This is a genomic window from Amycolatopsis nivea (assembly GCF_004522235.1).
Taxonomy (GTDB): domain Bacteria; phylum Actinomycetota; class Actinomycetes; order Mycobacteriales; family Pseudonocardiaceae; genus Amycolatopsis; species Amycolatopsis nivea.
Genome location: NZ_SDLT01000024.1, coordinates 1 through 26,428, shown reverse-complemented (window position 1 = coordinate 26,428; position 26,428 = coordinate 1). Strand labels below are relative to the sequence as shown.

27 protein-coding genes are annotated in these 26,428 nt (G+C 71.3%); 24 read left to right on the top strand and 3 right to left on the bottom strand.

The genetic code is table 11. From position 1 onward, the window contains the following. Nucleotides 1-75 precede the first annotated feature (75 nt). Nucleotides 76-480, top strand: a complete 405-nt coding sequence (locus EIZ44_RS25935) for a hypothetical protein (protein WP_134731730.1) — start codon at nucleotides 76-78, stop codon at nucleotides 478-480. Here EIZ44_RS25935 and EIZ44_RS25930 read toward each other — a convergent pair. After that, nucleotides 443-859, bottom strand: coding sequence for a pyridoxamine 5'-phosphate oxidase family protein (locus EIZ44_RS25930; protein ID WP_134731728.1), 417 nt, complete (start codon nucleotides 857-859; stop codon nucleotides 443-445). The two genes, EIZ44_RS25935 and EIZ44_RS25930, sit on opposite strands and share 38 nt — an antisense overlap. Before the next feature lie 82 nt (nucleotides 860-941). On the opposite strand from EIZ44_RS25930, the gene EIZ44_RS25925 reads away from it, so the two are divergent. The 8 genes from EIZ44_RS25925 (at nucleotide 942) to EIZ44_RS25895 (ending at nucleotide 9,319) form a co-directional block, all read left to right on the top strand. Beyond that, the gene (locus EIZ44_RS25925; RefSeq protein ID WP_134731725.1) at nucleotides 942-1,886 is read left to right on the top strand and encodes an AraC family transcriptional regulator; all 945 of its coding nucleotides are present in this window, start codon (nucleotides 942-944) and stop codon (nucleotides 1,884-1,886) included. Nucleotides 1,887-2,235: 349 nt separating this feature from the next. Further along, nucleotides 2,236-3,426, top strand: a complete 1,191-nt coding sequence (locus tag EIZ44_RS45980; RefSeq protein WP_134731723.1) for a prepilin peptidase — start codon at nucleotides 2,236-2,238, stop codon at nucleotides 3,424-3,426. A gap of 49 nt (nucleotides 3,427-3,475) precedes the next feature. Beyond that, on the top strand, nucleotides 3,476-4,663 hold the full coding sequence (aroC, locus tag EIZ44_RS25915) for a chorismate synthase (RefSeq protein ID WP_037818955.1): 1,188 nt from the start codon (nucleotides 3,476-3,478) through the stop codon (nucleotides 4,661-4,663). After that, nucleotides 4,660-5,184: a shikimate kinase gene (locus EIZ44_RS25910; protein ID WP_205670102.1), complete on the top strand. Its 525-nt coding sequence runs from the start codon at nucleotides 4,660-4,662 to the stop codon at nucleotides 5,182-5,184. The genes aroC and EIZ44_RS25910 overlap by 4 nt, the downstream gene beginning before the upstream one ends. 308 nt (nucleotides 5,185-5,492) lie before the next feature. Continuing rightward, the gene (locus tag EIZ44_RS44865) at nucleotides 5,493-5,666 is read left to right on the top strand and encodes a hypothetical protein (RefSeq protein ID WP_167754278.1); all 174 of its coding nucleotides are present in this window, start codon (nucleotides 5,493-5,495) and stop codon (nucleotides 5,664-5,666) included. Between the two features lie 8 nt (nucleotides 5,667-5,674). After that, nucleotides 5,675-6,790, top strand: coding sequence for a 3-dehydroquinate synthase (aroB, locus tag EIZ44_RS25905; RefSeq protein WP_134666321.1), 1,116 nt, complete (start codon nucleotides 5,675-5,677; stop codon nucleotides 6,788-6,790). Further along, the gene (gene aroQ, locus EIZ44_RS25900; protein WP_037818952.1) at nucleotides 6,787-7,218 is read left to right on the top strand and encodes a type II 3-dehydroquinate dehydratase; all 432 of its coding nucleotides are present in this window, start codon (nucleotides 6,787-6,789) and stop codon (nucleotides 7,216-7,218) included. The genes aroB and aroQ overlap by 4 nt, the downstream gene beginning before the upstream one ends. Nucleotides 7,219-7,828: 610 nt before the next feature. Next, a complete protein-coding gene (locus tag EIZ44_RS25895; protein ID WP_037819198.1) occupies nucleotides 7,829-9,319 on the top strand; it encodes a glycoside hydrolase family protein in 1,491 nt (496 codons plus the stop codon). On the opposite strand, the gene EIZ44_RS25890 is transcribed toward EIZ44_RS25895, so the two are convergent. Continuing rightward, entirely contained in the window at nucleotides 9,243-9,860 is a 618-nt protein-coding gene (locus EIZ44_RS25890) for a B-4DMT family transporter (protein ID WP_037818950.1), read from the bottom strand. The two genes, EIZ44_RS25895 and EIZ44_RS25890, sit on opposite strands and share 77 nt — an antisense overlap. 128 nt (nucleotides 9,861-9,988) lie before the next feature. Between EIZ44_RS25890 and EIZ44_RS25885 the strand changes: the two genes are divergently transcribed. The 3 genes from EIZ44_RS25885 to nusB are packed head-to-tail and all read left to right on the top strand — an operon-like array spanning nucleotide 9,989 to nucleotide 12,145. Further along, nucleotides 9,989-11,080, top strand: coding sequence for a M24 family metallopeptidase (locus EIZ44_RS25885; RefSeq protein WP_037818948.1), 1,092 nt, complete (start codon nucleotides 9,989-9,991; stop codon nucleotides 11,078-11,080). 43 nt (nucleotides 11,081-11,123) lie between these two features. Further along, nucleotides 11,124-11,687 carry an elongation factor P gene (gene efp, locus EIZ44_RS25880; RefSeq protein WP_134666313.1) on the top strand — a complete coding sequence of 188 codons (564 nt, stop codon included), beginning with the start codon at nucleotides 11,124-11,126 and terminating at the stop codon, nucleotides 11,685-11,687. Further along, complete coding sequence (gene nusB / locus EIZ44_RS25875) at nucleotides 11,687-12,145, top strand: transcription antitermination factor NusB (protein ID WP_037818946.1); 459 nt, start codon at nucleotides 11,687-11,689, stop codon at nucleotides 12,143-12,145. Before efp ends, nusB begins: the two co-directional genes overlap by 1 nt. 840 nt (nucleotides 12,146-12,985) lie before the next feature. Here the strand turns inward: nusB and bldD are convergent. Further along, nucleotides 12,986-13,474: a transcriptional regulator BldD gene (bldD, locus tag EIZ44_RS25870; protein WP_003096372.1), complete on the bottom strand. Its 489-nt coding sequence runs from the start codon at nucleotides 13,472-13,474 to the stop codon at nucleotides 12,986-12,988. Between the two features lie 261 nt (nucleotides 13,475-13,735). On the opposite strand from bldD, the gene pyrR reads away from it, so the two are divergent. The 12 genes from pyrR to metK all read left to right on the top strand — a co-directional run bounded on the left by pyrR (nucleotide 13,736) and on the right by metK (nucleotide 26,204). Then, complete coding sequence (gene pyrR, locus EIZ44_RS25865; protein WP_009075803.1) at nucleotides 13,736-14,332, top strand: bifunctional pyr operon transcriptional regulator/uracil phosphoribosyltransferase PyrR; 597 nt, start codon at nucleotides 13,736-13,738, stop codon at nucleotides 14,330-14,332. Next, nucleotides 14,329-15,261, top strand: a complete 933-nt coding sequence (locus EIZ44_RS25860) for an aspartate carbamoyltransferase catalytic subunit (protein ID WP_037818941.1) — start codon at nucleotides 14,329-14,331, stop codon at nucleotides 15,259-15,261. The genes pyrR and EIZ44_RS25860 overlap by 4 nt, the downstream gene beginning before the upstream one ends. Then, nucleotides 15,258-16,544 (top strand): dihydroorotase, encoded by a 1,287-nt coding sequence (locus EIZ44_RS25855; protein WP_134731721.1) that lies wholly within the window; start codon nucleotides 15,258-15,260, stop codon nucleotides 16,542-16,544. Before EIZ44_RS25860 ends, EIZ44_RS25855 begins: the two co-directional genes overlap by 4 nt. Then, the gene (locus EIZ44_RS25850) at nucleotides 16,544-17,047 is read left to right on the top strand and encodes a PH-like domain-containing protein (RefSeq protein ID WP_134731719.1); all 504 of its coding nucleotides are present in this window, start codon (nucleotides 16,544-16,546) and stop codon (nucleotides 17,045-17,047) included. The genes EIZ44_RS25855 and EIZ44_RS25850 overlap by 1 nt, the downstream gene beginning before the upstream one ends. After that, nucleotides 17,044-18,171, top strand: a complete 1,128-nt coding sequence (gene carA, locus EIZ44_RS25845; RefSeq protein ID WP_134731717.1) for a glutamine-hydrolyzing carbamoyl-phosphate synthase small subunit — start codon at nucleotides 17,044-17,046, stop codon at nucleotides 18,169-18,171. Before EIZ44_RS25850 ends, carA begins: the two co-directional genes overlap by 4 nt. After that, entirely contained in the window at nucleotides 18,171-21,488 is a 3,318-nt protein-coding gene (gene carB, locus EIZ44_RS25840) for a carbamoyl-phosphate synthase large subunit (protein WP_134731715.1), read from the top strand. Before carA ends, carB begins: the two co-directional genes overlap by 1 nt. Then, nucleotides 21,485-22,327 carry an orotidine-5'-phosphate decarboxylase gene (gene pyrF, locus EIZ44_RS25835; RefSeq protein ID WP_043838225.1) on the top strand — a complete coding sequence of 281 codons (843 nt, stop codon included), beginning with the start codon at nucleotides 21,485-21,487 and terminating at the stop codon, nucleotides 22,325-22,327. The genes carB and pyrF overlap by 4 nt, the downstream gene beginning before the upstream one ends. Before the next feature lie 107 nt (nucleotides 22,328-22,434). Next, on the top strand, nucleotides 22,435-22,752 hold the full coding sequence (gene mihF / locus EIZ44_RS25830) for an integration host factor, actinobacterial type (protein ID WP_003096398.1): 318 nt from the start codon (nucleotides 22,435-22,437) through the stop codon (nucleotides 22,750-22,752). Beyond that, a complete protein-coding gene (gene gmk, locus EIZ44_RS25825; protein ID WP_037818934.1) occupies nucleotides 22,749-23,420 on the top strand; it encodes a guanylate kinase in 672 nt (223 codons plus the stop codon). Before mihF ends, gmk begins: the two co-directional genes overlap by 4 nt. Then, a complete protein-coding gene (rpoZ, locus tag EIZ44_RS25820; RefSeq protein ID WP_020658117.1) occupies nucleotides 23,417-23,686 on the top strand; it encodes a DNA-directed RNA polymerase subunit omega in 270 nt (89 codons plus the stop codon). Before gmk ends, rpoZ begins: the two co-directional genes overlap by 4 nt. Then, the gene (coaBC, locus tag EIZ44_RS25815; protein WP_078870735.1) at nucleotides 23,679-24,911 is read left to right on the top strand and encodes a bifunctional phosphopantothenoylcysteine decarboxylase/phosphopantothenate--cysteine ligase CoaBC; all 1,233 of its coding nucleotides are present in this window, start codon (nucleotides 23,679-23,681) and stop codon (nucleotides 24,909-24,911) included. Before rpoZ ends, coaBC begins: the two co-directional genes overlap by 8 nt. A 90-nt stretch (nucleotides 24,912-25,001) precedes the next feature. After that, nucleotides 25,002-26,204 (top strand): methionine adenosyltransferase, encoded by a 1,203-nt coding sequence (gene metK, locus EIZ44_RS25810; protein WP_037819197.1) that lies wholly within the window; start codon nucleotides 25,002-25,004, stop codon nucleotides 26,202-26,204. Nucleotides 26,205-26,428: the final 224 nt, after the last annotated feature.

Genomic DNA, 26,428 nt, shown 5'->3' with positions numbered 1-26,428 from the left:
CGAGTTGCCCGTGAACCGCCGCGGCCTTCCGTGCGTGTAGTCCGTATCCGGCTTTCCGCACGGAAGGAGACGCCCATGCTGACGACCTGGATGCGCGCACTCGGCGCGGCTGGCCTGGCGGGCTCGGCGGCGATCCACTTCTATCTGTATTGGGGCAGCGGCTACGCGGACATCCCGGTGGTGGGGCCGCTTTTCCTGGTGAACGGCGTCGCTGGCGTGGTGATCGCGATCGCGCTGCTCGCCTGGCGGCATTGGCTGCCGGCGTTCTTCACGCTGGGCTTCGGCGGCGTGACGCTGCTGGCGTACCTGCTGTCGGTGACGGTCGGCTTCTACGGCGTGCGCGACCAGTTCAACAGCCAGTACGAGTACTGGGGCGTGATCACCGAAGCGGTGTGCGTGGTCTGCGGTCTGGTGCTGCTGGTGCGGGAGGTCCGCGGACGGGTCAGAACGCGTAGCGGTGCACTTTCTCCGGGTGAATGACGATCCGGACCTGCGGCAGCTCTTCGAGGATCTTGAGCCCGGCCGCGCCCTCGTCGGTGCTGAGGTCCCAGTACCGGGCGGCGAGCCTGCGGGCGAGGTCGTGCCCGCCGTCTTCCTCGATCGTGACGCGCCCGGCGACGGACACCCAGCGCTCCGGTTCGCCGACCGGAGCCGCGACGACGATCGACGCGCGCGGATCCTCGCGCAGCTGGCGGATCTTCGCCGAGTCCGGCGCGGTGAACAGCTGGATCGTCCCGTCATCGGCGGCCTCGAACCACACCGGCCGCGGCTGCGGCGGACGCGGTCCGGCGGCGACGGTCAGGAAGCCGTGCAGGGGACGGCGGAGGAACTCGAGATCATGGTCGGTCAGCGTGCTCATGGCTGGGATTTAACCGGGCTTTCTCGGACGATCCCATAGGCGATACGCCGGATTGCCTGTCCATTCGTCTAACCTCGGGCAGGTGGATGCCTTCAGCGATTTGATCCGCGGGGTCCGGGCGCACGGTTCGTTGTTCGGCTGCACGGCCCTGTCCGCGCCGTGGTCGCTGCGCTTCGTGGACGGCCCTCCGCTGACCCTGTGCACGCTGTTGAGCGGCGAGGGCTGGATCGTGCCGGAAGACCATCCGCCCGAGCTGCTGCGCGCCCGCGAGACCATTCTCGTCCGCGGCCCGTTCTCCTTCGTGGACCGCCCGGACACCCCCGCCGCCCCCGTCGAATGCGGCGAGTTCTGCGCCACCCCCGACCAGGGCGGCACCCAGCACCACCTGGGCTGGAACGACCCGTTCTACGGCGAAACCAACCTGATCGTCGGCGCGTATCCCGGACACAGCCGCAGCCGCATGGCCGCGCTGCTGGACGCACTGCCGGTAGTGGTCCGGCCGCCTTCCTCGGACGCGGAAGACCCGGTGCTGGACCACCTGGCCGCCGAACTGGCCGTCGACGCGCCCGGTCAGCAAGTCGTCCTGGACCGCCTCCTGGACTGGATGCTGGTCTGCCTGCTGCGCGACTGGTTCGACCGCCCAGGCGGCACCCCGCCGCCGTGGTGGGCAGCCCAGCGAGACCCGGTGGTGGGCGCCGCGCTGCGCCTGCTGCACGCGGACCCGGCAGCCCCGTGGACGGTCGTCACACTGGCCGCCCGAGCCGGAGTCTCGCGGTCCACCCTGGCCAAACGCTTCGCGGACCTGGTAGGGGAGCCGCCGATGACGTACCTGACCCGATGGCGGATGACCCTGGCCGCGGACCTCCTGACGGAACAGCCGTCAATGCCGATCGCGGAGGTGGCCTGCGCGGTGGGCTACTCGGACGCGTTCGGCTTCAGCGCGGCCTTCAAACGCTTGCGGGGCGTCAATCCGTCGGGATACCGGCGGGCTTTCCTGGCCGGGGAGTTGGTCTCTTCCCACGGATGATCTCAGCGGGCTGTGGCTTCTACCCTGGCTGGTGCTTTCCCCACTGCCGATCTCGGTGGGGCTGTTGCTTCGTCCGCCCGGCTGATGCTTTGTCCCGCGGCTGACCTCGCCGAGGCGTTGGCCTCTTCCCCCGGCTGATGCTTTCGCCCATGGGCTGATCTCGGTGGGGTTGTGGCTTCTCCCCTCCGGCTCATGCTTTTTCCGCCGCGTTCCTCGCCGGAGGCTCTGGCTTCTTCCCCCAGCTGATTCTGCCTCTGTCGAGTGAACCTTCCGGCGTGTCGCGCACGAGGGGTCCCCTCGCGCAGTGGTTTGTTTGCCCTGGTCCAGGCGTTGGCGACAGGCTGGTCGCATGGTTTTGACAGCAGTGCTCGCAGCCGGGGCGGTGGTCCCCGTGCTGCTGGTGATGACGAAGAAAGCCGGTGCCCCGGTCTCCGCGGTGCTGGGCATGACCACCGCCGTGGCGGCAGCCGCCGTGGCCGCGTCCCGCGCCGACGCGGGTGCACTCCCGGCTTGGTGGCTCCCCGTGGCGTGGCTGGTCTCGGTGCTCGGCGTACCCCTCGCGCTGGCTGACGCCCGGCACCGTCGTCTCCCGGACGTCCTGACCCTGCCCGCTTACCCCGCCGTCGCCCTGACCCTCACCCTCGCCGCCCTGAGCGGCGGAGGCTGGCGCTTGGCCGCTGGCGCCCTCCTGGGCTGCCTGCTGTTCGGCGGAACACACCTGATCGTCCACCGACTGTCGGCGGGCGGCCTCGGCCCAGGGGACGTGAAACTGGCCGGGTCCTTCGGCGCTGTCCTAGGCGCAGTCGGCGGAATGGCCCCAGCGGTGGCGGCGGTTCTGGCGGCGCTGGTGAGCGTGGCGGCTTTCGTGCCGATGTGGCTGACACGCCGGATCCGTCAACTGCGCGGGTCCGCTCGACTGCCCGCGTTCGCTCCGCCCTTGTCCGCCATCAGTTCGACCGCGACCGCAGGAGGACTCCAGGAACCCGCCCCAACCCAGGTCGCTTCCGCGCCACCAGCGACTAACCCCACCCGCCGCGTCGGTCACCCACCGTCGGCGACCGACGTCCCCCTCGCGTCAACCGACTCAGCTCCGTCGCCGACGGCCGTTGCCCTCTCGCCGACCGACGTCGATCCCGTGCCGCTCGCTCCCGCTGCGCCGTCTGGTCCGGCCCCCACGCCAACCGGCACCGCCCTCCCGCCGAGGCCTGCCTCGTCCGCATCGTCGACCGGCCCCGCTACCGCGCCGTCTGCTCCAGCCCCCACGTCAACCGGCGTCGCCGTCCCGCCGAGGCCCGCCTCGTCCGCATCGCCGACCAGCCTCGCTTCCGCGCCGCCCGCTCCCGCTGCCGCGCCGCCTGCTCCAGCCCCCACACCAACCGGTGCCGCCGTCCCGCCGAGGCCCGCCCAATCCGCACCGCCGCCCGACCCCGCCGTCTCCCGAATCCGCGCCGGCCCCCTCCGCGTCCCCTACGGCCCGGGCTTGGTTCTGGCCACCTGGGCGTGCGCGGTCTTCCCAGCCGCTGGAACGGGCATCGCCTGAGGCCAGGGGCTCTGCCAGGCCGCCGGACGCGCCGTGACAGGATTGGCCGGTGCTGCGCTGGATCACCGCTGGAGAATCGCACGGACCCGCCCTCGCCGCTGTGCTCGAAGGGCTGCCTGCCGGGGTGGAGGTGACGACCTCGGACCTCTCCGCGCAGCTCGCGCGGCGCCGGCTCGGGTTCGGCCGCAGCCCCCGGATGGGCTTCGAGACCGACCAGGTCCAGTTCCTCGGCGGGGTCCGGCACGGGGTCACCCAGGGCGGCCCGATCGCCGTCCAGATCGAGAACGCCGAGTGGCCCAAGTGGGAGAAGGTCATGGCGACCGATCCGGTCGACGAGGCTGAACTCGCCGGGCTTGCCCGCAACGAGCCGCTGACCCGGCCCCGCCCGGGGCACGCCGACCTGCCCGGCATGCAGAAGTACGGCTTCGACGAGGCCCGTCCCGTCCTGGAGCGCGCCAGCGCTCGCGAGACGGCCTCGCGGACCGCGCTCGGCACGGTCGCGCGGAACTTCCTGCGGCAGCTGCTCGGGGCCGAGGTGCTGAGCCACGTCGTCTCCATCGGCGGCGCGGACGCTCCCGACGGCCCGCTCCCGCAGCCGGGCGACCTCGCGGCGATCGACGAGAGCCCGGTGCGCGCGTTCTCGGCCGAGGGGACCGAGGCGATGGTCGCCGAGGTCGACGCGGTGCGGAAGGCAGGCGACACCGTCGGCGGCGTGATCGAGGTGATCGTCTACGGGCTGCCGCCGGGCCTCGGCTCGCACGTGCACTGGGACCGCCGTCTCGACGCGCGGCTCGCCGGCGCGCTCATGGGCGTGCAGGCGATGAAGGGCGTCGAGGTCGGCGACGGCTTCACCACCGCCCGCCGCTGGGGAAGCCAGGCGCACGACGAGATCGACCGCGGCACCGGACCGGTCGGCGTCACGCGCCGGTCGAACCGCGCGGGCGGGCTCGAAGGCGGCATCACCAACGGCGAACCGCTGCGGGTGCGCGTCGCGATGAAGCCGATCTCGACCGTGCCCAAGGCACTGTCCACAGTGGACGTCCGGACCGGCGAGCCAGCCGTGGCGATCCACCAGCGTTCCGACGTGTGCGCAGTGCCGCGCGCGGGCGTGGTGCTGGAGTCGGTCGTGGCGCTGGTCGTCGCGGACGCGGCACTGGAGAAGTTCGGCGGCGACTCGCTGGCCGAGACCCGGCGCAACGCGCAGTCGTACTTGAAGGCGCTCGAGGAGCGCTGGTGAGCCCGCGCGCGGTCGTCATCGGACCGCCGGGCTCGGGCAAGAGCACGGTCGGCCCGCTGCTGGCCGCCGCGCTCGGCGTGTCCTTCCGCGACACCGACGACGACATCGTCGCCCGCGCCGGACGCGCCATCTCGGACATCTTCGCCGACGACGGCGAACCCGCCTTCCGCGCGCTCGAGGAGGAAGCGGTCGCCACCGCCCTCGCCGAACACGACGGAGTCCTCTCCCTCGGCGGCGGCGCCCCGCTCACCCCCGGGACCCGCGCCCGGCTTCAGGACCACACGGTGGTCTTCCTGAACGTCGGGCTCGCCGCGGGCGTGCAGCGCACCGGGATGTCCAGCGCCCGCCCGCTGCTCGCCGGCATCAACCCGCGCGCCACCTTCAAAGCCCTGCTCGACCAGCGGCTGCCGGTGTACCGCGAGGTGGCGACCGTCGAGATCGAGACCGACAAACGCACGCCAGAAGAGGTCGTCGCGGCCGCCGTCGCCGCCCTCGAACCCGACCGGGTCCGCGAACAGTGACCCGCCACCGGCCCGGACCCAGCCAGCGGAGCCAGCCCGGCCCCGCCTGGCTGACCGCGCTGAGCCAAGTGCGGCCCGCCGGGTCGCGCCGGATCGGTTGGCCGAGTCCGCTGGCCCCGCCGAGCCGACTGCGGCCCGCCGAGTCGAGCCGAACCGGCTGGCCGGTTCGATGGCCCTGCCGGAGAATCGGTCAGCGAGGTCCGAGTGCGGCTGCCCGGTCGGCCGCGCCGAGCCGCGTTGTCGGAGACCGGCCAGCGGGAGCGCCTAGGCCGGTCAGCCACGCCGAACCGCGCGCCGCGGGCCGAATCGTGCCGACCGGTTCGCCGGATCTGCTGGCCTCGGCCGTCCCCGGCGCGAACCAGCACCCCGCCGCGGACCAGCACCCCACCGCCAGTCACCCCGTCCGCACCAGCCTCGGCCGCACCCAGCCGATGCCGTTGAGTCACCACCCCGCCCAGGACCTCCCGGTCCGGGAGCAGTGAGGAGAACCGTGTCCGCCACCCCGCCCGTCCGGATCCGGGTCGCCACCGCGCAGCCGTACGACGTGCTCGTGGGGCGCGGCCTGCTCGGCGAACTCACCGAGCAGCTCGCCGACGCGTCGAAGGTCGCGCTGATCCACCCGCCGACGCTCACCGCCACCGCCGAGGCCGTTCGCGACGAGCTGGCCGCGGCCGGGCTCGACGCGCACCGCGTCGAGATTCCCGACGCGGAGGACGGCAAGGCGTTCTCGGTCGCCAGTTTCTGCTGGGAGGTGCTCGGCCGGATCGGGCTGGACCGGCGCGGCGTGGTCGTCGCGCTCGGCGGCGGGGCGGTCACCGACCTCGCCGGGTTCGTCGCGGGCACCTGGATGCGCGGCGTCCGGCTGGTGAACGTGCCGACGACGCTGCTCGGCATGGTCGACGCGGCGGTCGGCGGGAAGACCGGCATCAACACCGAAGCGGGCAAGAACCTCGTCGGCGTCTTCCACGAGCCCTCGGCCGTCCTGGTCGACCTCGCGACGCTGGAATCCTTGCCGCGCAACGAACTCGTCGCCGGCATGGCCGAGATCGTCAAGACCGGTTTCATCGCCGACCCGCGCATCCTCGAACTGATCGAGGCCGACCCGGAGCAGGCGCTCGACCCGACCGGCGACGTGCTCGCTGAACTGGTCCGCCGCTCGATCCAGGTGAAGGCCGACGTCGTCGCGGCCGACCTGCGCGAGTCCGACCTGCGCGAAATCCTCAACTACGGCCACACCCTCGGCCACGCCATCGAACGCCGCGAGCGCTACCGCTGGCGTCACGGCGCGGCGGTCAGCGTCGGCCTGGTGTTCGCGGCGGAACTGGCCCGCCTCGCCGGACGCCTCGACGACGCCACCGCCGACCGCCACGCCTCGGTGCTCAAACTGATCGGCCTGCCCACCGCCTACGACCCGGACGCGCTGTCGCAGCTGCTGGAAACCATGAAGGGCGACAAGAAAACCCGCTCCGGCGTGCTGCGCTTCGTCGTCCTCGACGGGCTCGCCAAACCCGGCAGGCTGGAAGGCCCCGACCCGTCGCTGCTCGCCGCCGCGTACTCGGCGATCGCGGCCGAGCCCTCCGGAAACGGCGGGAGCGTGCTGCTGTGAAGACGTTCGTGTTCAACGGCCCCAACCTGGGCCGCCTCGGCAAACGCGAGCCGGATGTCTACGGCTCCACCACTCATGACGACCTCGCGCAACTGTGCGTCTCGACCGGCCAGGAACTGGGCCTCGACGTCGAGGTGCGTCAGACCGACCACGAGGGCGAACTGGTCGGCTGGCTGCACGAGGCCGCCGACGCGGGCGCGCCGGTCGTGCTGAACGCGGGCGCGTGGACCCACTACTCGATCGCCGTCCGCGACGCCGCCGCGCAGCTCACCGCACCGCTGATCGAACTGCACATCAGCAACGTGCACAAACGCGAGGAATTCCGGCACCACAGCGTGCTTTCCGACATCGCGACCGGGGTGATCGTCGGCCTCGGCGTGGACGGTTACGGGCTCGCGTTGCGCTGGATTGCCGCGCACGCGTCCTGACGTCGCGGCGGGAGCTTCGGGACCGGCGTGATCGCTGGTTTGGGGCGGATGGTCACGGGCTCGCGTTGCACTGGATTGCCGCGCACGCGTCCTGACCTCCCCGCGGAACCCCCGCAACCGGCGGGATCGCTGGTTTTGGGGCGGGTAGCCAAGGGCACGCATTGAGCTGGATTGTGGTGCACACGTCCCGACCTCGCGGCGGGAGCTGTGACGAGGTGGTTTCGGGCGCACGGCGGGCTTTCGTGCATCGCGACCGGCGGGATCGCTGGCGTTGAGGCGGATGGTTGCGGGTTCGTGTTGCGCTGGATTGCCGCGCGCTCGTCCTGACTTTGCGGCGGGGCGGTTCAGGCAGCAGGGCGGGCTTTCAGAGACCCCGCGCCCGCAACAACCGCCAGACTTGGCGCGGACAGCCATGCCCCGCCCGACGCCAGGCAGCCACCCCAGGCCAGCGGGCGAAAGACCACCGCGCACCAGCCGAAAAGCAAGCCCCCGGTAAACCCGCCGTCTGACCGGCGGATGCGCGACGTGGTTCACCCATCCGGTGCCGCTGTCGCTACACTCGGCGATCATGCACCCGTTTCGTCGTGGGGGTCGGCGACCCGTGCGTCAGCTGCTCTCGCTGCTGATCGCCGGATCCCTCGTTTCCGGGTGCAGTCAGACGTTGGCCCAGCCGCAGGCCGAGGGCACCGGGCACGGCGGCATCGCGGGCGGGGCGCCCCAAACGCCGAAGGATCCGCCTCGGGCGGCGGACGTCGCGCTCGCCTCGGGGGCCAGCAGGCAGAGCGGCGGCGTCGTGGCGGCGGGGGCCGCGGACGCGTCCTACAACTACGGCCCCACCGTGATGGTCGAGAACGGCCGCACCCGGATCTGGTGGTGCAGCCAGTACAGCAGCGCCCCGCCGCCGGGGGACGACATCCTCTACGCCGAAGGTCCCTCGGCCGACGGACCCTTCACCGGGCCGGGCGGCGGCGCGCCAGCGGCGGTCCTGTCCGGCGCGCCCGGCAACTTCGACGGCATGCACACCTGCGATCCGTCCGTGCTGCGGGTCGGCGGCACCTACTTCATGTACTACACCGGCGCGGCGGGCGACCACGCGCTCGGCAACGCGATCGGCATGGCCACCAGCCCGGACGGCATCCACTGGACCCGTTCGAACGGCGGCAAACCGATTCTCGGCGCGTCCCACGACGTCCACCGCGCCAACGTCTACGGCGCCGGCCAGCCCTCGGTGGTCTTCCTCGACGGCTGGTACTACCTGATGTTCACCGACACCACCGGCCGCGCGGCGGGGTGGAACGGGGCGGGCCAGTTCGTGATCCGGGCGCACGACCCGGCGTTCCGCGAGGGCGTGGAAGCGTTGGGGGAGAAGGGCTTCGAGCCCACCGCGACCACCGCCGCGCCGCGGACCCGTTCGGTGGTCGACGCGTTCAGCGTCGACCTGGAGTGGGTCGGCGCGCTCGACGCCTTCGCCATCGCGCACGAAACCGCGGACGGCACCACGATCACCTTCTGGGACCGCGATTTCACGATGCAGCCGTACAAACCGGTCGTGATCCCGGGCGCGTGGAAGGAAGGCCCCGGTCTCGTCCGCCGTCCCGACGGGCACGCGCCGACGTCGGTCAGCGACCCGTGCGACCTGGTTTCGCTGGACGTCGTGCGCGCCACCGAGATCGGCCCGTCGGGCGCGCCGACCGGGCTGAAGCACTTCGGGCTCGACGTGAAGGGCGCGGGCGGCTGCTCGACCCCGGCGCGCAGCACGGCGACCTTCGACGGCGTCGCGATGCCCTCGCCGGACCGCATGATCGACCTCTTCCGCCGCGGCGAGCGGATCCGGATCGACCGGCGTTCAGTCGCCGAGGTGCTCGCCGGGGAACTGGTGAACCGGCCGTTGCCGCAGGTGCCGGAGGTGCCGGTGAAAACCCGCCTGCGTTCGGGGGCGACCGTCGTGCACGCGTACGGCCGCGGCTACGGCATGGTGCTCGACGGGCAGCTTTACGGCCTGCCGGACACGACGATCGTGTCGCTCAACGGTTCCGGGGTGCAGGAGATCGACCCGCAACAGTGGGACGGCGCCGCGCGCGGTTTGCCGCTTGGCGGCTGACCGGAGACGGCTTCGGCTTCTCGGCCGGCGGCTTCTCCTCCCGCGGGGCCGGGCTCGGCGGGAGTTCGAGTTCGCCGGAACGGCTGCCGGTGCCGTCCTCGTCCTCGTCGTCGGGCTCCGGCTCGGAGTCGGCATCGGCATCCTCGGCCGGACGCCGGATCCGGCCGCCGACGAACAATCCCAGCCCGGCGGGCACCAGCACCAGCAGCGCGGAGAACGCCGCCCCGCCGGTGAGCGCGGCTCCCAGCTCGGAAACCCCGGTCTGGTCGACGAAAATCGCCCGCCCGATCACGTACAGGATGCCCGAGCACACGCCCGCGACCAGGGAGGCGATGAACCACGCGCGCCCTCTGTCGCGCAGGCCGCGCCAGCCGTCGATCGCGCTCCACAGCGCCGCCACGCCGACCAGCACGGCGATGGCGAGCGACGTGAACAGCGTCTGGCCGGTCGGGTGGAACACGGACCACTTGGCGAGCAGCGTCATCGCGGCGGCGTGCACGACCGCCATGACCAGCCCGCGCGTCAACCAGGCACCCAGCATGGACGGAGTGTAGGCGCGCCGAAGTTAACCGCCAGTAGGCCGTCCTCCCCGCCGCGCCGGAACCGTGCCGGAGCCGCGCTGAAACCGTGCCCGAACAGGGGTCGGAAGCCGCTGGTTAAGCTGGTCGCGTGCCGGAAATCCACGCTCGCCGCCGCGCCGCGCTCGCCGCCCTGCTCCACGAGAACGGGGTCGACGCGCTGCTGGTCACCGATCTGCTCAACATCCGCTACCTGACCGGGTTCACCGGGTCGAACGCCGCGCTGCTGCTGCACGCGGCAGGCGACGCGAAGACCCTGTTCTGCACCGACGGGCGCTACACGACCCAGTCGGAGTCGGAGGTGCCCGACCTGGAGCGCGTGCTCGACCGCGCCAGCGCCCGCGCGCTCGCGGTGCACGCCGCGGAGCAGGGCTACGGCCGGACCGGGTTCGAGAGCCAGCACGTGAGCGTCGAGGAGCACGAGAACCTCAAGGTGCGCTTCGACCGGGTCGAACTGGTCCGCACGCCGGGCCTGGTCGAGCAGCTGCGAGTGGTCAAGGACGAGGTCGAGGTCGCCGCCCTGCGCGCCGCGTGCGCCGCCGCCGACCGCGCGCTCGCCGCCCTGATCGAGGCCGGGGGAGTGCGGCCGGGCCGGACCGAACTGGAAGTGGCCCGCGACCTGGAGAACCGGATGCTGGAGCACGGTTCGTCCGGGATCTCCTTCGAATCCATCGTCGCCGCCGGGCCGAACTCGGCGATTCCGCACCACCGCCCGACCGGGGCCGAACTGAACCGCGGCGACTTCGTGAAATTCGACTTCGGCGCCACCGTCGACGGCTACCACTCGGACATGACCCGCATGGTCGTCATCGGCGAACCCGCGGACTGGCAGCGCGAGATCTACGACCTGGTGCACCGCGCGCAGGCGGCGGGCTGCGAGGCCGTCCAGCCCGGCGCTGTGGTGTCCGAAGTGGACGCCGCGGCCCGCTCGGTGATCGCCGACGCGGGGTACGGCGAGCAGTTCGCGCACGGTCTCGGGCACGGCGTCGGGCTGGAAGTGCATGAGGCACCGAGTCTCGCCGCAGCGGGCGTCGGTACACTGTCCGCCGGTATGGCGGTCACCGTCGAGCCCGGCGTGTACCTCGCGGGGCGCGGTGGCGTGCGCATCGAGGACACGCTCGTCGTGCGGGACTCCGGACCCGAACTCCTCACCCTGAGCACCAAGGACCTCGTGGCCGTCTGACGGCCGCGGCCGAAGAGATCGAACACAGGAGACCTGAAGACTCGTGGCCACCACCAACGACCTGAAGAACGGACTCGTCCTCAAGCTGGACGGCCAGCTGTGGAGCGTCACCGCGTTCCAGCACGTCAAGCCGGGCAAGGGCGGTGCGTTCGTGCGCACCACGCTCAAGCACGTGCTGACCGGCAAGGTCGTCGACAAGACCTTCAACGCGGGCACGAAGGTCGAGACGGCCACGGTGGACCGCCGGAACATGACGTACCTGTACAAGGACGGCGCGGACTTCGTCTTCATGGACGGCGACACCTACGACCAGATCACCGTGCCCGCCGAGACCGTCGGCGACAACGCGAACTACATGCTCGAGAACACCGAGGTCCAGGTCGCGGTGCACGAGAGCGAGCCGCTGTACGTCGAGCTGCCGACCTCGGTCGAGCTGGTCGTCCAGCACACCGACCCGGGCCTGCAGGGCGACCGCTCCACCGGCGGCACCAAGCCGGCGACGCTCGAGACCGGCGCGGAGATCCAGGTCCCGCTGTTCCTCACGACCGGCGAGAAGATCAAGGTCGACACCCGCGACGGCCGTTACCTCGGCCGCGTCTCCAGCTGATGGCGGACAAGCTTCCCCCGCACCCGAACCGCGGCGGCGCGATCAGCAGGCGGCAGGCGCGCCGGCGCGCGGTCGAGATGTTGTACGAGGCCGCCCAGCGGTCCGCCGACGCGGTCACGCTGCTGGCCGACCGGGTCGGCGCGGTCGAGGTCGACCCGGTCGCGGACTACACGATCACCGTCGTGGAGGGCGTCACGGCCCACCGCGAGCGGATCGACGAACTTCTCGCGGAACACTCGCAGGGCTGGACCCTCGAGCGGATGCCGCCGGTGGACTTGGCGGTCCTGCGCGTCGGCGTGTACGAGATGCTGTGGTCGGGCGACGTCCCCGACGCGGTCGCGATCGACGAAGCGGTCGGCCTCGCGAAGGAACTTTCGACGGACGACTCGCCGCGGTTCATCAACGGCGTCCTCGGCCGCATCGGCACGATCGCCGACCGGCTGCGCGCGGTCCTGTAGCCCTCGCGGCTCGGTAGTCGGAGGTAACCCGGCTGGGGGAAAGCGGCCACCTGATTGGCCGCTGCCTGATCGGGTCACCGCCGGACCGCGGCGGCCGGCGCGAGGGGCGTCCGGGAGAAAATTGATCACCGAGCGGAATCAGAACCGGTCGGCGGGCGCCCTTCGCGGCGGCAGAATCCGGGCGGGCGCGCGGCGAGCCGGGGCGGCGGTCTTCCGGATTCGCTGCGGTGAGTGAGCAACCCGCCGGAGCGGTGCCGCGCATGCTGCCGGGGAAACCGCGACGGGGCAACGGTTTCCGGGCGGGGGAGCGGGAACCGCTGCCCGGAGCAGGAATGTCGCGGGCGGGAAAGCAGCGGGACCGGACAGCCGCCGATGCCGGGAGAGCGTGTCTGGGGCGGAAAACCGGTCGCGAGCGGGCGAAATGCTCAGCGCGGAATTACCTCACTGCTTGGTCTCGGCGATTCAGGTTCGCGGCGGCGGGCAAGCGATCGGCGCGAAACCGCAAGCCAGGCAAGGGAATCCGCTCGGGCGTCCGAAGCTCGGAGCTGGGGAGCGGCCGCGAGGAAAAGTCCTGGGCGGCGCTGCGGTGCGAAGCGGAAATGCGCCGGAATCCGGAACGAATCCGGGTTCTCAACACGGAAAACGTGGGCAATTACGGCGTTTGCCGAAGAGCGGAACACAGCAGGTCAACGGTCGCGGGCACCCCGGATCGCCCGAGGCCCGGCCGGGCAGCGCGGAACCGCGGCGGTCGGAGCCTCACCCGAAGCGCGGCGGGCGTTCCCGGTTCCCCGGGTGCGGGAAGCCCGCCGCGTCGTGCACGGCCGTTGCCGCCATCAGTGCTCAGTCCTCTTTGGACGGGCGGGCTTCCGGCGGGAGGACGCCCCAGTCGATGAGCTGCTCGGTCAGCTCGCCGGGGGTCATGTCGTAGATGATGGCGAGCGAGCGCAGGTCCTCGGTGCGGATGGAGAGCACCTTGCCGTTGTAGTCGCCGCGCTGGCTCTGGATCGTCGCCGCGTACCGGGCGAGCGGGCCGACCTTCTCCGCGGGGAGCTGCTGGAGCCGCTCCAGGTTGATCACGATCTTCGTGGCGGGCTCGGCTCCCGAGGGGACCCGGCCCTCCGGCAGCAGTTCGACCACCGGCACGCCGTAGAAGTCCGCCAGCTCGGCCAGCTTCTGGACGGTGACCGCCCGGTCGCCGCGCTCGTACGAGCCGACCACGACGGCCTTCCAGCGTCCGCCGGACTTCTGCTCGACCCCGTGCAGGGACAGGCCTTGCTGCTGGCGGATCCCGCGGAGCTTGGCCCCGAGCGCCTTGGCGTAATCGCCCATCTGGTGGTTCTCCGTTTCATCGCCCCTGCCCGGCCGGGAGGACCGGAGCCGGGGACTCCTCGAGTCGAATACTCAGAGTAATGGTTACGCATAGTTGTCACCAGGTCAAGCAGAAGGTCGGTCCGCGCAGGTGGCGGCCGTGCGCGTACCACCCGGAAGACTGATTGACCGGTCCTGCTACTGTCGGTGCGGTTTCCGGCAGCAGCCGGTTGCCGACGTCCTTTAAGGACCCGTCCAGAGAGGCGGGGAAGGAGGTCCGCCTTGTCGTCACGTCCGCGTGGCGCGGCGGAGCCGGCGGGAGAGCGCGAGCTGCTTTCTGCCGGCGATGTCGCGCGCACGATCGCGAGGATGGCCCACCAGGTCATCGAGAAGACCGCTCTCGGAGCCGGTCCGCCGGAGCAGTACCCGGTGCTGCTCGGCATCCCCACCCGCGGCACTCCGCTCGCCGCGCGCCTCGCCGGGAAGATCGGCGAGTTCGCCGGGGCCGAGCCGCCGCACGGCGCCCTCGACGTCACCCTCTACCGCGACGATCTCCGCCGCCGTCCGCCGCGCGCGCTCGAGCAGACGCAGCTGCCGCCGGGCGGGATCGACAACCGGGTCGTCATCCTCGTCGACGACGTCCTGTTCTCCGGCCGCACCATCCGCGCCGCCCTCGACGCCCTGCGCGACCACGGCCGCCCGCGTGCCGTCCAGCTCGCCGTGCTCGTCGACCGCGGCCACCGCGAGCTGCCGATCCGCGCCGACTACGTCGGCAAGAACGTGCCCACCGCGCGCGCCGAAGGCGTCTCCGTGCTGCTGTCCGAAACCGACGGCCGGGACGCGGTGCTGCTGCGCGCGCCGGAAGGAGAAACCCGGTGAAGCACCTGCTCGCCACCGACGGGCTCGACGCGGACACCGCGACCGCCGTGCTCGACACCGCCGACGAGCTGAAGCACACGCTGCTCGGCCGCGAGGTCAAGAAGCTGCCGACGCTGCGCGGCCGCACCGTGATCACGCTGTTCTACGAAAACTCGACGCGCACCCGGGTGTCGTTCGAGATCGCCGGGAAGTGGATGAGCGCGGACGTGATCAACGTCTCGGCGTCCAGTTCCTCGGTGAACAAGGGCGAATCGCTGCGGGACACCGCGCTCACGCTGGCCGCCGCGGGCGCCGACTGCGTGATCATCCGGCACCCCGCCTCGGGGGCCGCGCACCGGCTGTCGGGCTGGCTCGCCGGACCGGGCACCGCGGTGGTCAACGCGGGCGACGGCATGCACGAGCACCCCACCCAGGCGCTGCTGGACGCGGCGACGCTGCGCGAACGTCTCGGTTCCCTGAAGGACCGGCGGATCGCGATCGTCGGCGACGTCCTGCACAGCCGGGTCGCGCGCTCGAACATCCACCTGCTCAGCACGCTCGGCGCGGAGGTGGTGCTCGTCGCGCCGCCGACGCTGCTGCCGGTCGGCGTCGAAAAGCTGCCGGTCACCGTGTCGCACGACCTCGACGCCGAGTTGCCCGCGGTCGACGCGGTGATGATGCTGCGCGTCCAAGCGGAACGGATGCACGGCGGGTTCTTCCCGTCCGCGCGTGAGTATTCGATCTCCTACGGGCTTTCCGAGCGCCGCCAGGCGCTGCTGCCGGACCACGCCGTCGTGCTGCACCCCGGCCCGATGCTGCGCGGCATGGAGATCGCCTCCGCGGTCGCGGATTCCCCGTCCTCAGCCATTACCGAACAGGTCCGCAACGGCGTCCACGTGCGCATGGCGGTCCTCTACCACCTGCTGGCCAGTGAAGGAGCTGCCGCGTGAGCATCGTGATCAAGGGTGCCCGCCCGTACGGCGAGGGCGAGCCGGTGGACGTCCTGGTCGAGGACGGCGTGATCGCCGCGATCGGCGAGGTGGACGTTCCCGAAGGCGCCGAGGTGCTCGACGCCGAGGGCCAGGTCCTGCTGCCCGGGTTCGTCGACCTGCACACGCACCTGCGCGAGCCGGGCCGCGAAGACACCGAGACCATCGACAGCGGATCCGCCGCGGCCGCGCTCGGCGGCTACACCGCCGTGTTCGCCATGGCCAACACCGATCCGGTCGCCGACAACTCGCTCGTCACCGACCACGTGTGGCGGCGCGGGCAGGAGGTCGGCCTGGTCGACGTCCACCCGGTCGGCGCGGTCACCGTCGGGCTCAAGGGCGAGAAGCTCGCCGAACTGGGCACGATGGCCAAGGGCACCGCGGCCGTGCGCGTCTTCTCCGACGACGGCGTGTGCGTCGCGGACCCGCTGCTGATGCGCCGCGCGCTGGAGTACTCGACCGCGCTCGACGCGGTGATCGCCCAGCACGCCGAAGAACCGCGGCTCACCGTCGGCGCGCAGGCGCACGAGGGCGAGCAGGCGTCGCGGCTGGGCTACGCGGGCTGGCCGGCGTCGGCGGAGGAATCGATCGTCGCGCGCGACTGCCTGCTGGCGCTGCACGCGAACGCGCGGCTGCACGTCTGCCACGTCTCCACCGCGGGCACGGTCGACGTCCTGCGCTGGGCGAAGGAACGCGGCACGAAGGTGTCGGCCGAGGTCACGCCGCACCACCTGCTGCTGACCGACGACCGGCTGGAGACCTACGACCCGGTCAACAAGGTCAACCCGCCGCTGCGCACCGGTGGCGACGCGGAGAAGCTGCGCGCCGCGCTGGCCGAGGGCGTCGTGGACTGCGTCGCCACCGACCACGCGCCGCACGCGGTGCAGGACAAGGACACCGAGTGGGCGGCGGCCCGGCCCGGCATGCTCGGCCTGCAGACCGCGCTGTCGGTGGTCGTCGAGACGATGGTCAAGACCGGCCTGCTCGACTGGCGCGGCGTCGCCCGGGTGATGAGCGAGCGGCCCGCGGAGATCGGGAACCTGTCCGGGCACGGCCGTCCGATCGAAGCGGGCGAACCGGCGAACCTGACGCTGGTCGACCCGGACGCCGAATGGACCGTGCGCGGGGCCGAACTGGCCAGCATCGCGGCCAACACCCCGTACGAGGGAATGCGGTTGCCCGGCGTGGTGACGGCGACCCTGCTGCGCGGGCGGATCACCGCGCGCGAGGGGAAGATCTGCTGATGGAGCGGTTGCTGCTGACGCTGGGGATCGTCGCGTTCTTCCTGCTGTGCCTGTGGGGCATGTGGATGGGCTGGCGGCGCAAGGCGCGTTCGCAGAGCGCGCGGATCGCCCCGTTCCCGGAAATCCCGGCCGACGCCGGCGAGTTCCAGTTGGAATCGACGGGCGTGTACGTGGGCACCACGACCGCGGGCAACTGGCAGGACCGCATCGTCACGCGCGGCGCGGGCCCGCGGTCCGGCGCGGTCTGGCGGCTGCACCCGGACGGGGTGGCCGTGGAACGCGGCGGGCTCCCGGACTTCTGGATCCCGCGCGCCTCGATCACCGGGATCCGCCGCGACTCCCGGCTCGCCGGGAAGGTCACCGGCACCGACGTGCTGCTGGTGATCACCTGGCAGCTCGGCGACGTCGCGCTGGACACCGGGTTCCGCGGCGACGATCTCGACGACTATCCATTGTGGATCAACGAACTTTCCGATCACGACATCAAGGGAGGTGCCCAGTGAGCACCGGCACTCGCGGCCCCGCCGCCCTGGTTCTCGAAGACGGCCGGGTGTTCCGCGGCGCGGCATACGGCGCGCGCGGGCGGACCCTCGGCGAGGCGGTGTTCTGCACCGGCATGACGGGCTACCAGGAAACGCTGACCGATCCGTCCTACCGCCGGCAGATCGTGGTGCAGACCGCGCCGCAGATCGGCAACACGGGCTGGAACGACGAGGACGACGAATCGGCCCGGATCTGGGTTTCCGGTTACGTGGTGCGGGATCCCGCGCGCACGCCGTCGAACTGGCGCTCGAAGCGGTCGCTGGACGAGGAACTGGTGCGCCAGGGCGTGGTCGGGATTTCCGAAGTGGACACCCGCACGCTGACGCGGCATCTGCGTGAGCAGGGCGCGATGCGCGCGGGCGTGTTCTCGGGCGACGCGCTGGGCAGCGACGAGCAGATGGTCGCGGAGGTGCTGGAGAGCCCGCAGATGAAGGGCGCGGACCTCGCGGGCGAGGTCTCCACGGACCAGCCGTATGTCGTTGCGGCGCAAGGGGAGAAGCGGTTCCGGGTCGCGGCGCTGGACTTGGGGATCAAGTCGAACACGCCGCGGCTGATGACGCAGCGGGGCATCGAGGTGCACGTGCTGCCCTCGAGCACGAGCGCGGAGGAACTGCTGGCGCTGGAGCCGGACGGGGTGTTCCTTTCCAACGGCCCGGGCGACCCGGCGACGACCGCGCACGCGACGGCGTTGACGAAAACCGTTCTGGAGCAGCGGATTCCGCTGTTCGGGATCTGCTTCGGCAACCAGATCCTGGGCCGTGCCTTGGGATTGGGCACCTACAAGATGCGCTACGGGCACCGGGGGATCAACATCCCGGTGATCGACGTGGCGACCGGGCGGGTCGCGATCACCGCGCAGAACCACGGTTTCGCCCTCGAAGGCGAACCGGGCCAGCGGTTCGATTCCCCTTACGGGGCCGCGCAGATCAGCCACTACTGCCCGAACGACGACACGGTCGAGGGCGTGCGCGCGTTCGACGTGCCCGCGTTTTCCGTGCAGTACCACCCCGAAGCGGCCGCGGGTCCGCACGACGCCGCGCCCCTGTTCGATGAATTCGTTGAGTTGATGGAGAAGAAGGCCTGATGCCGAAGAGGACGGACATCCAGCACGTGCTGGTGATCGGCTCCGGGCCGATCGTGATCGGGCAGGCGGCCGAGTTCGACTACTCGGGCACGCAGGCCTGCCGGGTGCTGCGGGCCGAGGGCCTGCGGGTGTCGCTGGTGAACTCGAACCCGGCGACGATCATGACGGATCCGGAGTTCGCGGACGCGACCTACATCGAGCCGGTGACGCCGGACTTCGTGGAGAAGGTCATCGCGGCGGAGCGCCCGGACGCGCTGCTGGCGACGCTGGGCGGGCAGACCGCGCTGAACTGCGCGGTCGCGTTGCACGAGCGCGGCGTGCTGGAGAAGTACGGCGTGGAGCTGATCGGCGCGGACATCGACGCGATCCAGCGGGGCGAGGACCGGCAGAAGTTCAAGGACATCGTGCGCACGGTCGGCGCGGACGTGCCGCGGTCGCGGGTGTGCCACGACATGGACGAGGTTCGTTCCACGGTCGAGGAACTCGGGCTGCCGGTGGTCATCCGGCCGTCGTTCACGATGGGCGGCCTCGGCTCGGGCATGGCGCACACGCCCGAAGACCTGGAGCGGCTGGCGTCGACCGGGCTCACGGAGTCCCCGGTGACCGAGGTGCTGATCGAGGAGAGCGTGCTCGGCTGGAAGGAGTACGAGCTCGAGCTGATGCGCGACAAGCACGACAACGTGGTGGTCGTGTGCTCGATCGAGAACGTGGACGCGATGGGCGTGCACACCGGCGACTCGGTCACCGTCGCGCCCACGATGACGCTGACCGACCGCGAGTACCAGGTGATGCGGGACGTCGGGATCGCGGTGCTGCGCGAGGTCGGCGTGGACACCGGCGGCTGCAACATCCAGTTCGCGTTCAACCCGGACGACGGCCGGATGGTCGTGATCGAGATGAACCCGCGCGTGTCGCGAAGCAGTGCGCTGGCGTCGAAGGCGACCGGTTTCCCGATCGCGAAGATCGCGGCGAAGCTGGCGATCGGCTACACCCTCGACGAGATCCGCAACGACATCACCGGCGAGACCCCGGCGTCGTTCGAGCCCGCGCTGGACTACGTGGTGGTGAAGGTCCCGCGGTTCGCGTTCGAGAAGTTCCCCGGCGCGGACCCGACGCTGACCACGACCATGAAGTCGGTCGGCGAGGCGATGTCGTTCGGCCGCAGCTTCCCCGAAGCCCTCGGGAAGGCGATGCGGTCGATCGAGACCAAGGCGACCGGGTTCTGGACCCAGCCCGACCCCGAGGGCGCGACGGCCGAGTCCACGCTGGACTCGCTGCGCACCCCGCACGAAGGCCGTCTCTACGAGGTGGAGCTGGCGCTTCGCCTCGGCGCCACCGTCGAGCAGGTGCACGAGGCGTCGGGGATCGACCCGTGGTTCATCGACCAGATCGCCCTCATCGGCGAGGTCGGCGCTGAGGTCCGCGACGCACCGGTGCTGGACGGCGACCTGCTGCGGCGGGCGAAGCGCACCGGCCTGTCCGACCGCCAGATCGCCGCGCTGCGGCCGGAGCTGGCGGGCGAGGACGGCGTGCGGGCGCTGCGGCACCGGCTGGGGGTGCGGCCGGTGTTCAAGACGGTCGACACCTGCGCGGCGGAGTTCGCGGCGAAGACCCCGTACCACTACTCGGCCTACGAGACCGACCCCGCCGCAACCTCCGAGGTCGCGGTGCAGTCGGACAAGCCGAAGGTGCTGATCCTCGGCTCCGGGCCGAACCGGATCGGGCAGGGCATCGAGTTCGACTACTCCTGCGTGCACGCGGCGATCGCGTTGCGCGAGGCCGGGTTCGAGGCCGTGATGGTCAACTGCAACCCGGAAACCGTGTCCACCGACTACGACACCAGCGACCGGCTGTACTTCGAGCCGCTGTCGTTCGAGGACGTGCTGGAGGTCGTGCACGCCGAGCAGCAGTCCGGCACGGTCGCCGGCGTGATCGTGCAGCTGGGCGGGCAGACCCCGCTCGGGCTCGCGCAGCGCCTCGCCGACGCCGGGGTGCCGGTGGTCGGGACGCCGCCGGAGGCGATCGACCTGGCCGAGGACCGCGGCGCGTTCGGCGAGGTCCTCACCGCCGCCGGGCTGCCCGCGCCGAAGTACGGGACGGCGACCTCGTTCGAGGGCGCGAAGCGGATCGCCGACGAGATCGGCTACCCGGTCCTGGTCCGCCCGTCCTACGTGCTGGGCGGGCGCGGCATGGAGATCGTCTACGACGAGGAGTCCCTGGCCGGCTACATCCGCCGGGCGACCGAGGTCACCCCTGAGCACCCGGTGCTGGTCGACCGGTTCCTCGACGACGCGATCGAGATCGACGTCGACGCGCTGTTCGACGGCGAGGACCTCTACCTCGGCGGCGTGATGGAGCACATCGAGGAAGCCGGGATCCACTCCGGCGACTCCTCGTGCGCGCTGCCGCCGATCACCCTCGGCGCGCAGGACCTCGACGCGGTCCGCCGCTCCACCGAGGCCATCGCGCGCGGCGTCGGCGTCCGCGGCCTGCTCAACGTGCAGTACGCGCTCAAGGACGACGTGCTGTACGTCCTGGAGGCGAACCCGCGTGCCTCGCGCACCGTCCCGTTCGTCTCCAAGGCCACCGCCGTCCCGCTGGCGAAGGCCGCGGCGCTGGTGATGACCGGCTCGACGATCAAGGACCTGCGCGCCTCCGGAGTCCTGCCCGCCGAGGGCGACGGCGGCCGGATGCCCGCCGACTCCCCGGTCGCGGTCAAGGAAGCCGTGCTGCCGTTCCACCGGTTCCGCACGCCGGAAGGACACGGCGTCGACTCCCTGCTCGGCCCGGAAATGAAATCCACCGGCGAAGTCATGGGCGTCGACACCTCCTTCGGGAAAGCATTCGCGAAATCGCAAAGCGGCGCCTACGGATCGCTGCCCACCTCGGGCCGGGTATTCGTCTCCGTCGCCAACCGCGACAAGCGTTCGCTGGTCTTCCCGGTGAAGCGGCTCGCTGATCTCGGCTTCGAGATCCTCGCCACCTCCGGTACCGCGGAAGTGTTGCGGCGCAACGGAGTTGCCTGTTCGGTGGTGCGCAAGCACTCCGAGCCGGACCCGGGCACCGGCGAGCCGAACATCGTCGACGTGATCCTCGCCGGCGACGTCAACATGGTGATCAACACGCCGTACGGAAACAGCGGACCGCGCGTGGACGGTTACGAAATCCGGACTGCCGCGGTGTCGCGCGACATTCCGTGCGTCACCACGGTGCAGGGCGCCGCGGCTGCGGTGCACGGCATCGAAGCGCTTATCCGCGGCGACATCGGCGTGCGCAGCCTGCAGGACCTCCAGGCGGCGCTGAAGGCGACGTCGTGACCGCGCGATTCGGGGCGCGGCTCGCCGAAGCGGTGGCCGCGCGCGGGTCGCTCTGCGCCGGGATCGACCCGCATCCGGGCCTGATCGAGGCGTGGGGCCTGCCGCTCGACGCGAGCGGGCTCGAACGCTTCGCGCTCAGCGCCGCGGAGGTGCTGGGCGAGGTGGCGGCGATCGTGAAGCCGCAGTCGGCGTTCTTCGAGGCGTTCGGGCCCGCCGGGGTGGCGGTGCTCGAACGCGTCGTGGACGTCGCTCACGACGCCGGAGCGCTCGTCCTGCTGGACGTGAAGCGCGGTGACATCGGCTCGACCATGGCGGCCTACACGGCGGCGTACGTGGCCGAAAAGGCGGCTTTCACCGCCGACGCGGCCACGGTGTCGCCCTACCTCGGCTTCGGCGCGCTCGACGCGGCTGTCGCGGCGGCGCGCGAAGCGGGCAACGGCCTCTTCGTGCTCGCGCGCACGTCCAACCCGGAAGCGGACGCGTTGCAGCGCGCGCGGCTCGAAGACGGCCGTACGGTCGCTCAGAGCGTCGTAGACGCTGCGGCGGACCACAACGCAGGTGCTGAGCCGTACGGCGACGTCGGCGTGGTCGTAGGGGCCACTGTGGCTCCTGGGGAAGTCGACCTGAGCCGGCTCAACGGACCGGTGCTCGCGCCCGGTTTCGGGGCGCAGGGGGCAACCGAGGCGGATTTGCGGGCAGTCTTCGGGGAAGGCCTCCCTGGCCTGCTCCCGGCGTCTTCGCGCGACCTGCTGCGGCACGGCCCGGACACGGCGGCGTTACGCCGTGCGGCCCAAGAGGTGAACGGCCGGTTGGCGGGACTGCGCGGAAAAGGCCAATAGCAGGCCCCGGAATCGCGCTCCACCAGCCACCCCCGCATTGTGGCCCCTGCTCAGGGGTGGGTACCGTCGCGTCACCCACCCAGATGTGAGAACTACCGGAGGAAAACGTGGCACTTCCCCAGCTGACAGAGGAACAGCGTGCTGCGGCGCTGGAGAAGGCCGCCGCCGCCCGCCGCATCCGTGCTGAGCTGAAGGAGCGGCTGAAGCGGGGCGGTACCACTCTGGTCGACGTGCTGAAGCAGGCCGAGGAGAACGAAGTCCTCGGCAAGATGAAGGTTTCGGCTTTGCTCGAGGCGCTCCCCGGCGTCGGCAAGGTCCGTGCCCAGCAGACGATGGAACGACTGGAGATCGCCCCCAGCCGCAGGCTCCGCGGGCTCGGCGACCGGCAGCGCAAGGCGCTGCTGGCCGAGTTCAGCGGCGAGTGAGCGGCGTCGGTCAGGACTACCCGGTGACCCGGGGCGCCGACCGCGGCAGTGAGCCGGTGGCGGGGGACATCTCCCGCCCCCGGCTCACGGTCGTCTCCGGCCCTTCCGGCGTCGGGAAGTCGAGTGTGGTGGGACAGCTGCGCCGGCTCGAGCCGAACCTGTACTTCAGCGTTTCGGTGACGACGCGGGCGCCGCGGCCGGGCGAGGTCGACGGAAACCATTACCACTTCGTGGATTCCGCCGAATTCGACCGGATGGTGGCCGGGAACCGGCTGCTGGAATGGGCCGAGTTCGCGGGCAACCGGTACGGGACGCCGCGCGAGCCGGTCGAGAAGGCGCTGGCGGACGGCCGTCCGGCGGTGCTGGAGATCGAACTGCAGGGCGCGCGCCAGGTCCGGGCCGCGATGCCGGAGGCGCGGCTGGTCATGCTGATGCCGCCGTCCTGGGAGGAACTGGTCGGCAGGCTCACCGGCCGGGGCACCGAGACCGAGGCCGCGGTGGCCGCCCGGCTGGCCGAGGCGGAACGCGAACTGGCGGCGGCCGGGGAGTTCGACGAACGGGTCGTGAACGCCGACGTCGAGGTCGCCGCGCGGCGGTTGCTAGACTTGATTACCGGCGGTGGCGATTCTGCCGCCGATCGATGTGACGATACGGAGCACCACGAGTGACTGTGCAACAGGCGACGCTGGAAGAGCTCGAAGGCATCACCAACCCGCCGATCGACGACCTGCTCGAAAAGGTCTCCTCGAAGTACGCGCTGGTGATCTACTCGGCCAAGCGGGCCCGGCAGATCAACGACTACTACGCGCAGCTGGGCGAGGGCCTGCTGGAGTACGTGGGCCCGCTGGTCGAGCCCGGCCCCCGCGAGAAGCCGCTGTCGATCGCGCTGCGCGAGATCCACGGCGGGCTGCTCGAGCACACCGAGGGTGAATGACGCCAAGCCCAGGGTCGTCCTGGGCGTGGGCGGCGGCATCGCCGCCTACAAGGCGTGCGAGGTCCTGCGGGGCCTTACCGAATCCGGGCACGACGTCCGCGTCGTGCCCACCGAGGCCGCGCTGAACTTCGTCGGTGCGGCGACCTTCGAGGCACTGTCCGGGAACCCGGTGCACACCGGGGTTTTCACCGAGGTGCCCGAGGTGCAGCACGTGCGGGTCGGCAAAGAGGCCGACCTCGTGCTGGTCGTCCCGGCGACCGCGAACCTGCTGGCCAAGGCCGCGCACGGGCTCGCCGACGACCTCCTCACCAACACCCTGCTCACCGCCCGGTGCCCGGTCGCCTTCTTCCCGGCGATGCACACCGAGATGTGGGAGCACCCGGCCACCCGCGACAACGTGGCGCTGCTGCGCTCGCGCGGCATGGTCGTCACCGAACCCGCGGCGGGCCGGTTGACGGGCGTCGACACCGGCAAGGGACGGCTCGCCGACCCGGCCGAGATCGTCGACCTGGCCCGGCTGCTGCTCGCCGAGCCGCGCGCGCTGCCGCGGGACCTCGAAGGCCTGCGCGTGGTGATCTCCGCGGGCGGCACCCGCGAGCCGCTGGACCCGGTCCGCTTCCTGGGCAACCGCTCGTCCGGCAAACAGGGCTTCGCGCTCGCCCGGGTCGCCGCGCAGCGCGGCGCCGAGGTGACGCTGGTCGCCGGGCACACCGACGAACTGCCGTCCCCGGCGGGCGCGACGCTGCAGCGGGTGTCCACCGCGGAGGAAATGCGCAAAGCGGTGCACGCCGCCGCGGCGGACGCGGATGTGGTCGTGATGGCCGCCGCGGTCGCGGATTTCCGGCCCGCGACGCTGGCCGACCACAAGATCAAGAAGTCCGACGACAGCCCGGACCCGGTCATCACGCTCGACCGCAACGCCGACATCCTCGCCGAATTGGTGCGAGAACGGCGTTCCGGGCAGATCGTGGTGGGCTTCGCCGCGGAAACCGGCGACGAGAACGGCAGTGTGCTCGACCACGCCCGCGCCAAGCTCCGCCGCAAAGGCGCGGATCTGCTCGTGGTCAACGCGGTCGGCGACGGCAAAGCCTTCGGCACCGAGGACAATTCGGGCTGGCTGCTCGCCGCGGACGGCACCGAGCAGGTCATCTCGCAAGGCGCTAAAGCCCGGCTGGCGGCCACATTGTGGGATGCCGTAACAGCGTTGATCGAACGTCGACTCTAGCTACAGGCCCGCTGGGTAGGGTGGGCTGTGCCAGGAGCGCCTGAAATACCGGTGGGGCGCCATCGCTTGACCGAGGGAAGTGACGAGGTCGTGTCTGCGTCCACGAAGAGGCTGTTCACGTCGGAATCCGTGACGGAAGGCCACCCCGACAAGATCTGTGACGCCATCAGCGACTCGATCCTCGACGGCCTGCTCACCAAGGACCCGCGCAGCCGGGTCGCCGTCGAGACCCTGATCACGACGGGCCAGGTGCACGTCGCGGGCGAGGTCACGACCGAGGCCTACGCGGACATCCCCACCATCGTGCGGGACGTCATCCTGCGCATCGGCTACGACTCGTCGGCCAAGGGCTTCGACGGCAACTCCTGCGGCGTGAACGTGGCGATCGGCTCGCAGTCCCCGGACATCGCCCAGGGCGTCGACACCGCGTACGAGTCGCGGGTCGAATCGGACGAGGACGAGATCAACCGCCAGGGCGCGGGCGACCAGGGCCTGATGTTCGGCTACGCCTGCTCGGACACGCCCGAGCTGATGCCGCTCCCGATCGCGCTCGCGCACCGCCTGTCGCGCCGGCTGACCGCGGTCCGCAAGGACGGCGTGCTGCCGTACCTGCGCCCGGACGGCAAGACCCAGGTCACCATCGAGTACGCGGGCGAACAGCCGGTGCGGCTCGACACCGTCGTGGTGTCCACCCAGCACGCGGACGGGATCGACCTGGAGCAGATGCTCGGCGTCGACGTGCGCAAGCACGTCGTGGAGCCGGAGCTGGCCGAACTGGGCCTCGACACCGACAGCACCCGCCTCCTGGTGAACCCCACCGGCCGCTTCGTGATCGGCGGCCCGATGGGCGACGCCGGGCTCACCGGCCGCAAAATCATCGTCGACACCTACGGCGGCATGGCCCGCCACGGCGGCGGCGCGTTCTCCGGCAAGGACCCGTCCAAGGTGGACCGCTCGGCCGCGTACGCGATGCGCTGGGTGGCGAAGAACGTGGTCGCCGCGGGCCTGGCCGGACGGGTCGAGGTGCAGGTGGCGTACGCGATCGGCAAGGCCGCCCCCGTGGGCCTGTTCGTCGAGACGTTCGGCACCGAAACGGTCGACCCGACCAAGATCCAGTCGGCCATCAGCGAGGTCTTCGACCTGCGCCCCGCCGCGATCATCCGCGACCTGGACCTGCTGCGCCCGATCTACGCCCCGACCGCAGCGTACGGCCACTTCGGCCGCCCCGACCTGAACCTCCCGTGGGAAAGCACCGCCCGCGCTGACGCCCTGCGCTCACTCGCCGGCGCCTGATCCGTTTCGGTCCGTGAAGGGCTCCTTGAGGGAATCCCATTCCCTCAAGGAGCCCTTCACGGCTTTCGGCCCCGGTCGCGGTTCGTGCGGGCCACCCTCATTGACTCTGATTCCCTCAGGGTTCCCCTCACGACCGACCCGCTCGCCTCACGCCCACCCGCCGCCGGGATGCCGCCCCAACGCGGCATTGGGTGCATGGGACGCACCGAACGCCACATTGGGTG

Bases quoted from the DNA above. Each gene is read 5' to 3' on its own strand.
- carB (WP_134731715.1), top strand. From the start codon at position 18,171: ATGCCGAAGAGGACGGACATCCAGCACGTGCTGGTGATCGGCTCCGGG.
- EIZ44_RS45980 (WP_134731723.1), top strand. From the start codon at position 2,236: ATGGTTTTGACAGCAGTGCTCGCAGCCGGGGCGGTGGTCCCCGTGCTG.
- EIZ44_RS25935 (WP_134731730.1), top strand. From the start codon at position 76: ATGCTGACGACCTGGATGCGCGCACTCGGCGCGGCTGGCCTGGCGGGC.
- bldD (WP_003096372.1), bottom strand. From the start codon at position 13,474: ATGGGCGATTACGCCAAGGCGCTCGGGGCCAAGCTCCGCGGGATCCGC.
- EIZ44_RS25930 (WP_134731728.1), bottom strand. From the start codon at position 859: ATGAGCACGCTGACCGACCATGATCTCGAGTTCCTCCGCCGTCCCCTG.
- nusB (WP_037818946.1), top strand. From the start codon at position 11,687: ATGGCGGACAAGCTTCCCCCGCACCCGAACCGCGGCGGCGCGATCAGC.
- EIZ44_RS25850 (WP_134731719.1), top strand. From the start codon at position 16,544: ATGGAGCGGTTGCTGCTGACGCTGGGGATCGTCGCGTTCTTCCTGCTG.
- EIZ44_RS25890 (WP_037818950.1), bottom strand. From the start codon at position 9,860: ATGCTGGGTGCCTGGTTGACGCGCGGGCTGGTCATGGCGGTCGTGCAC.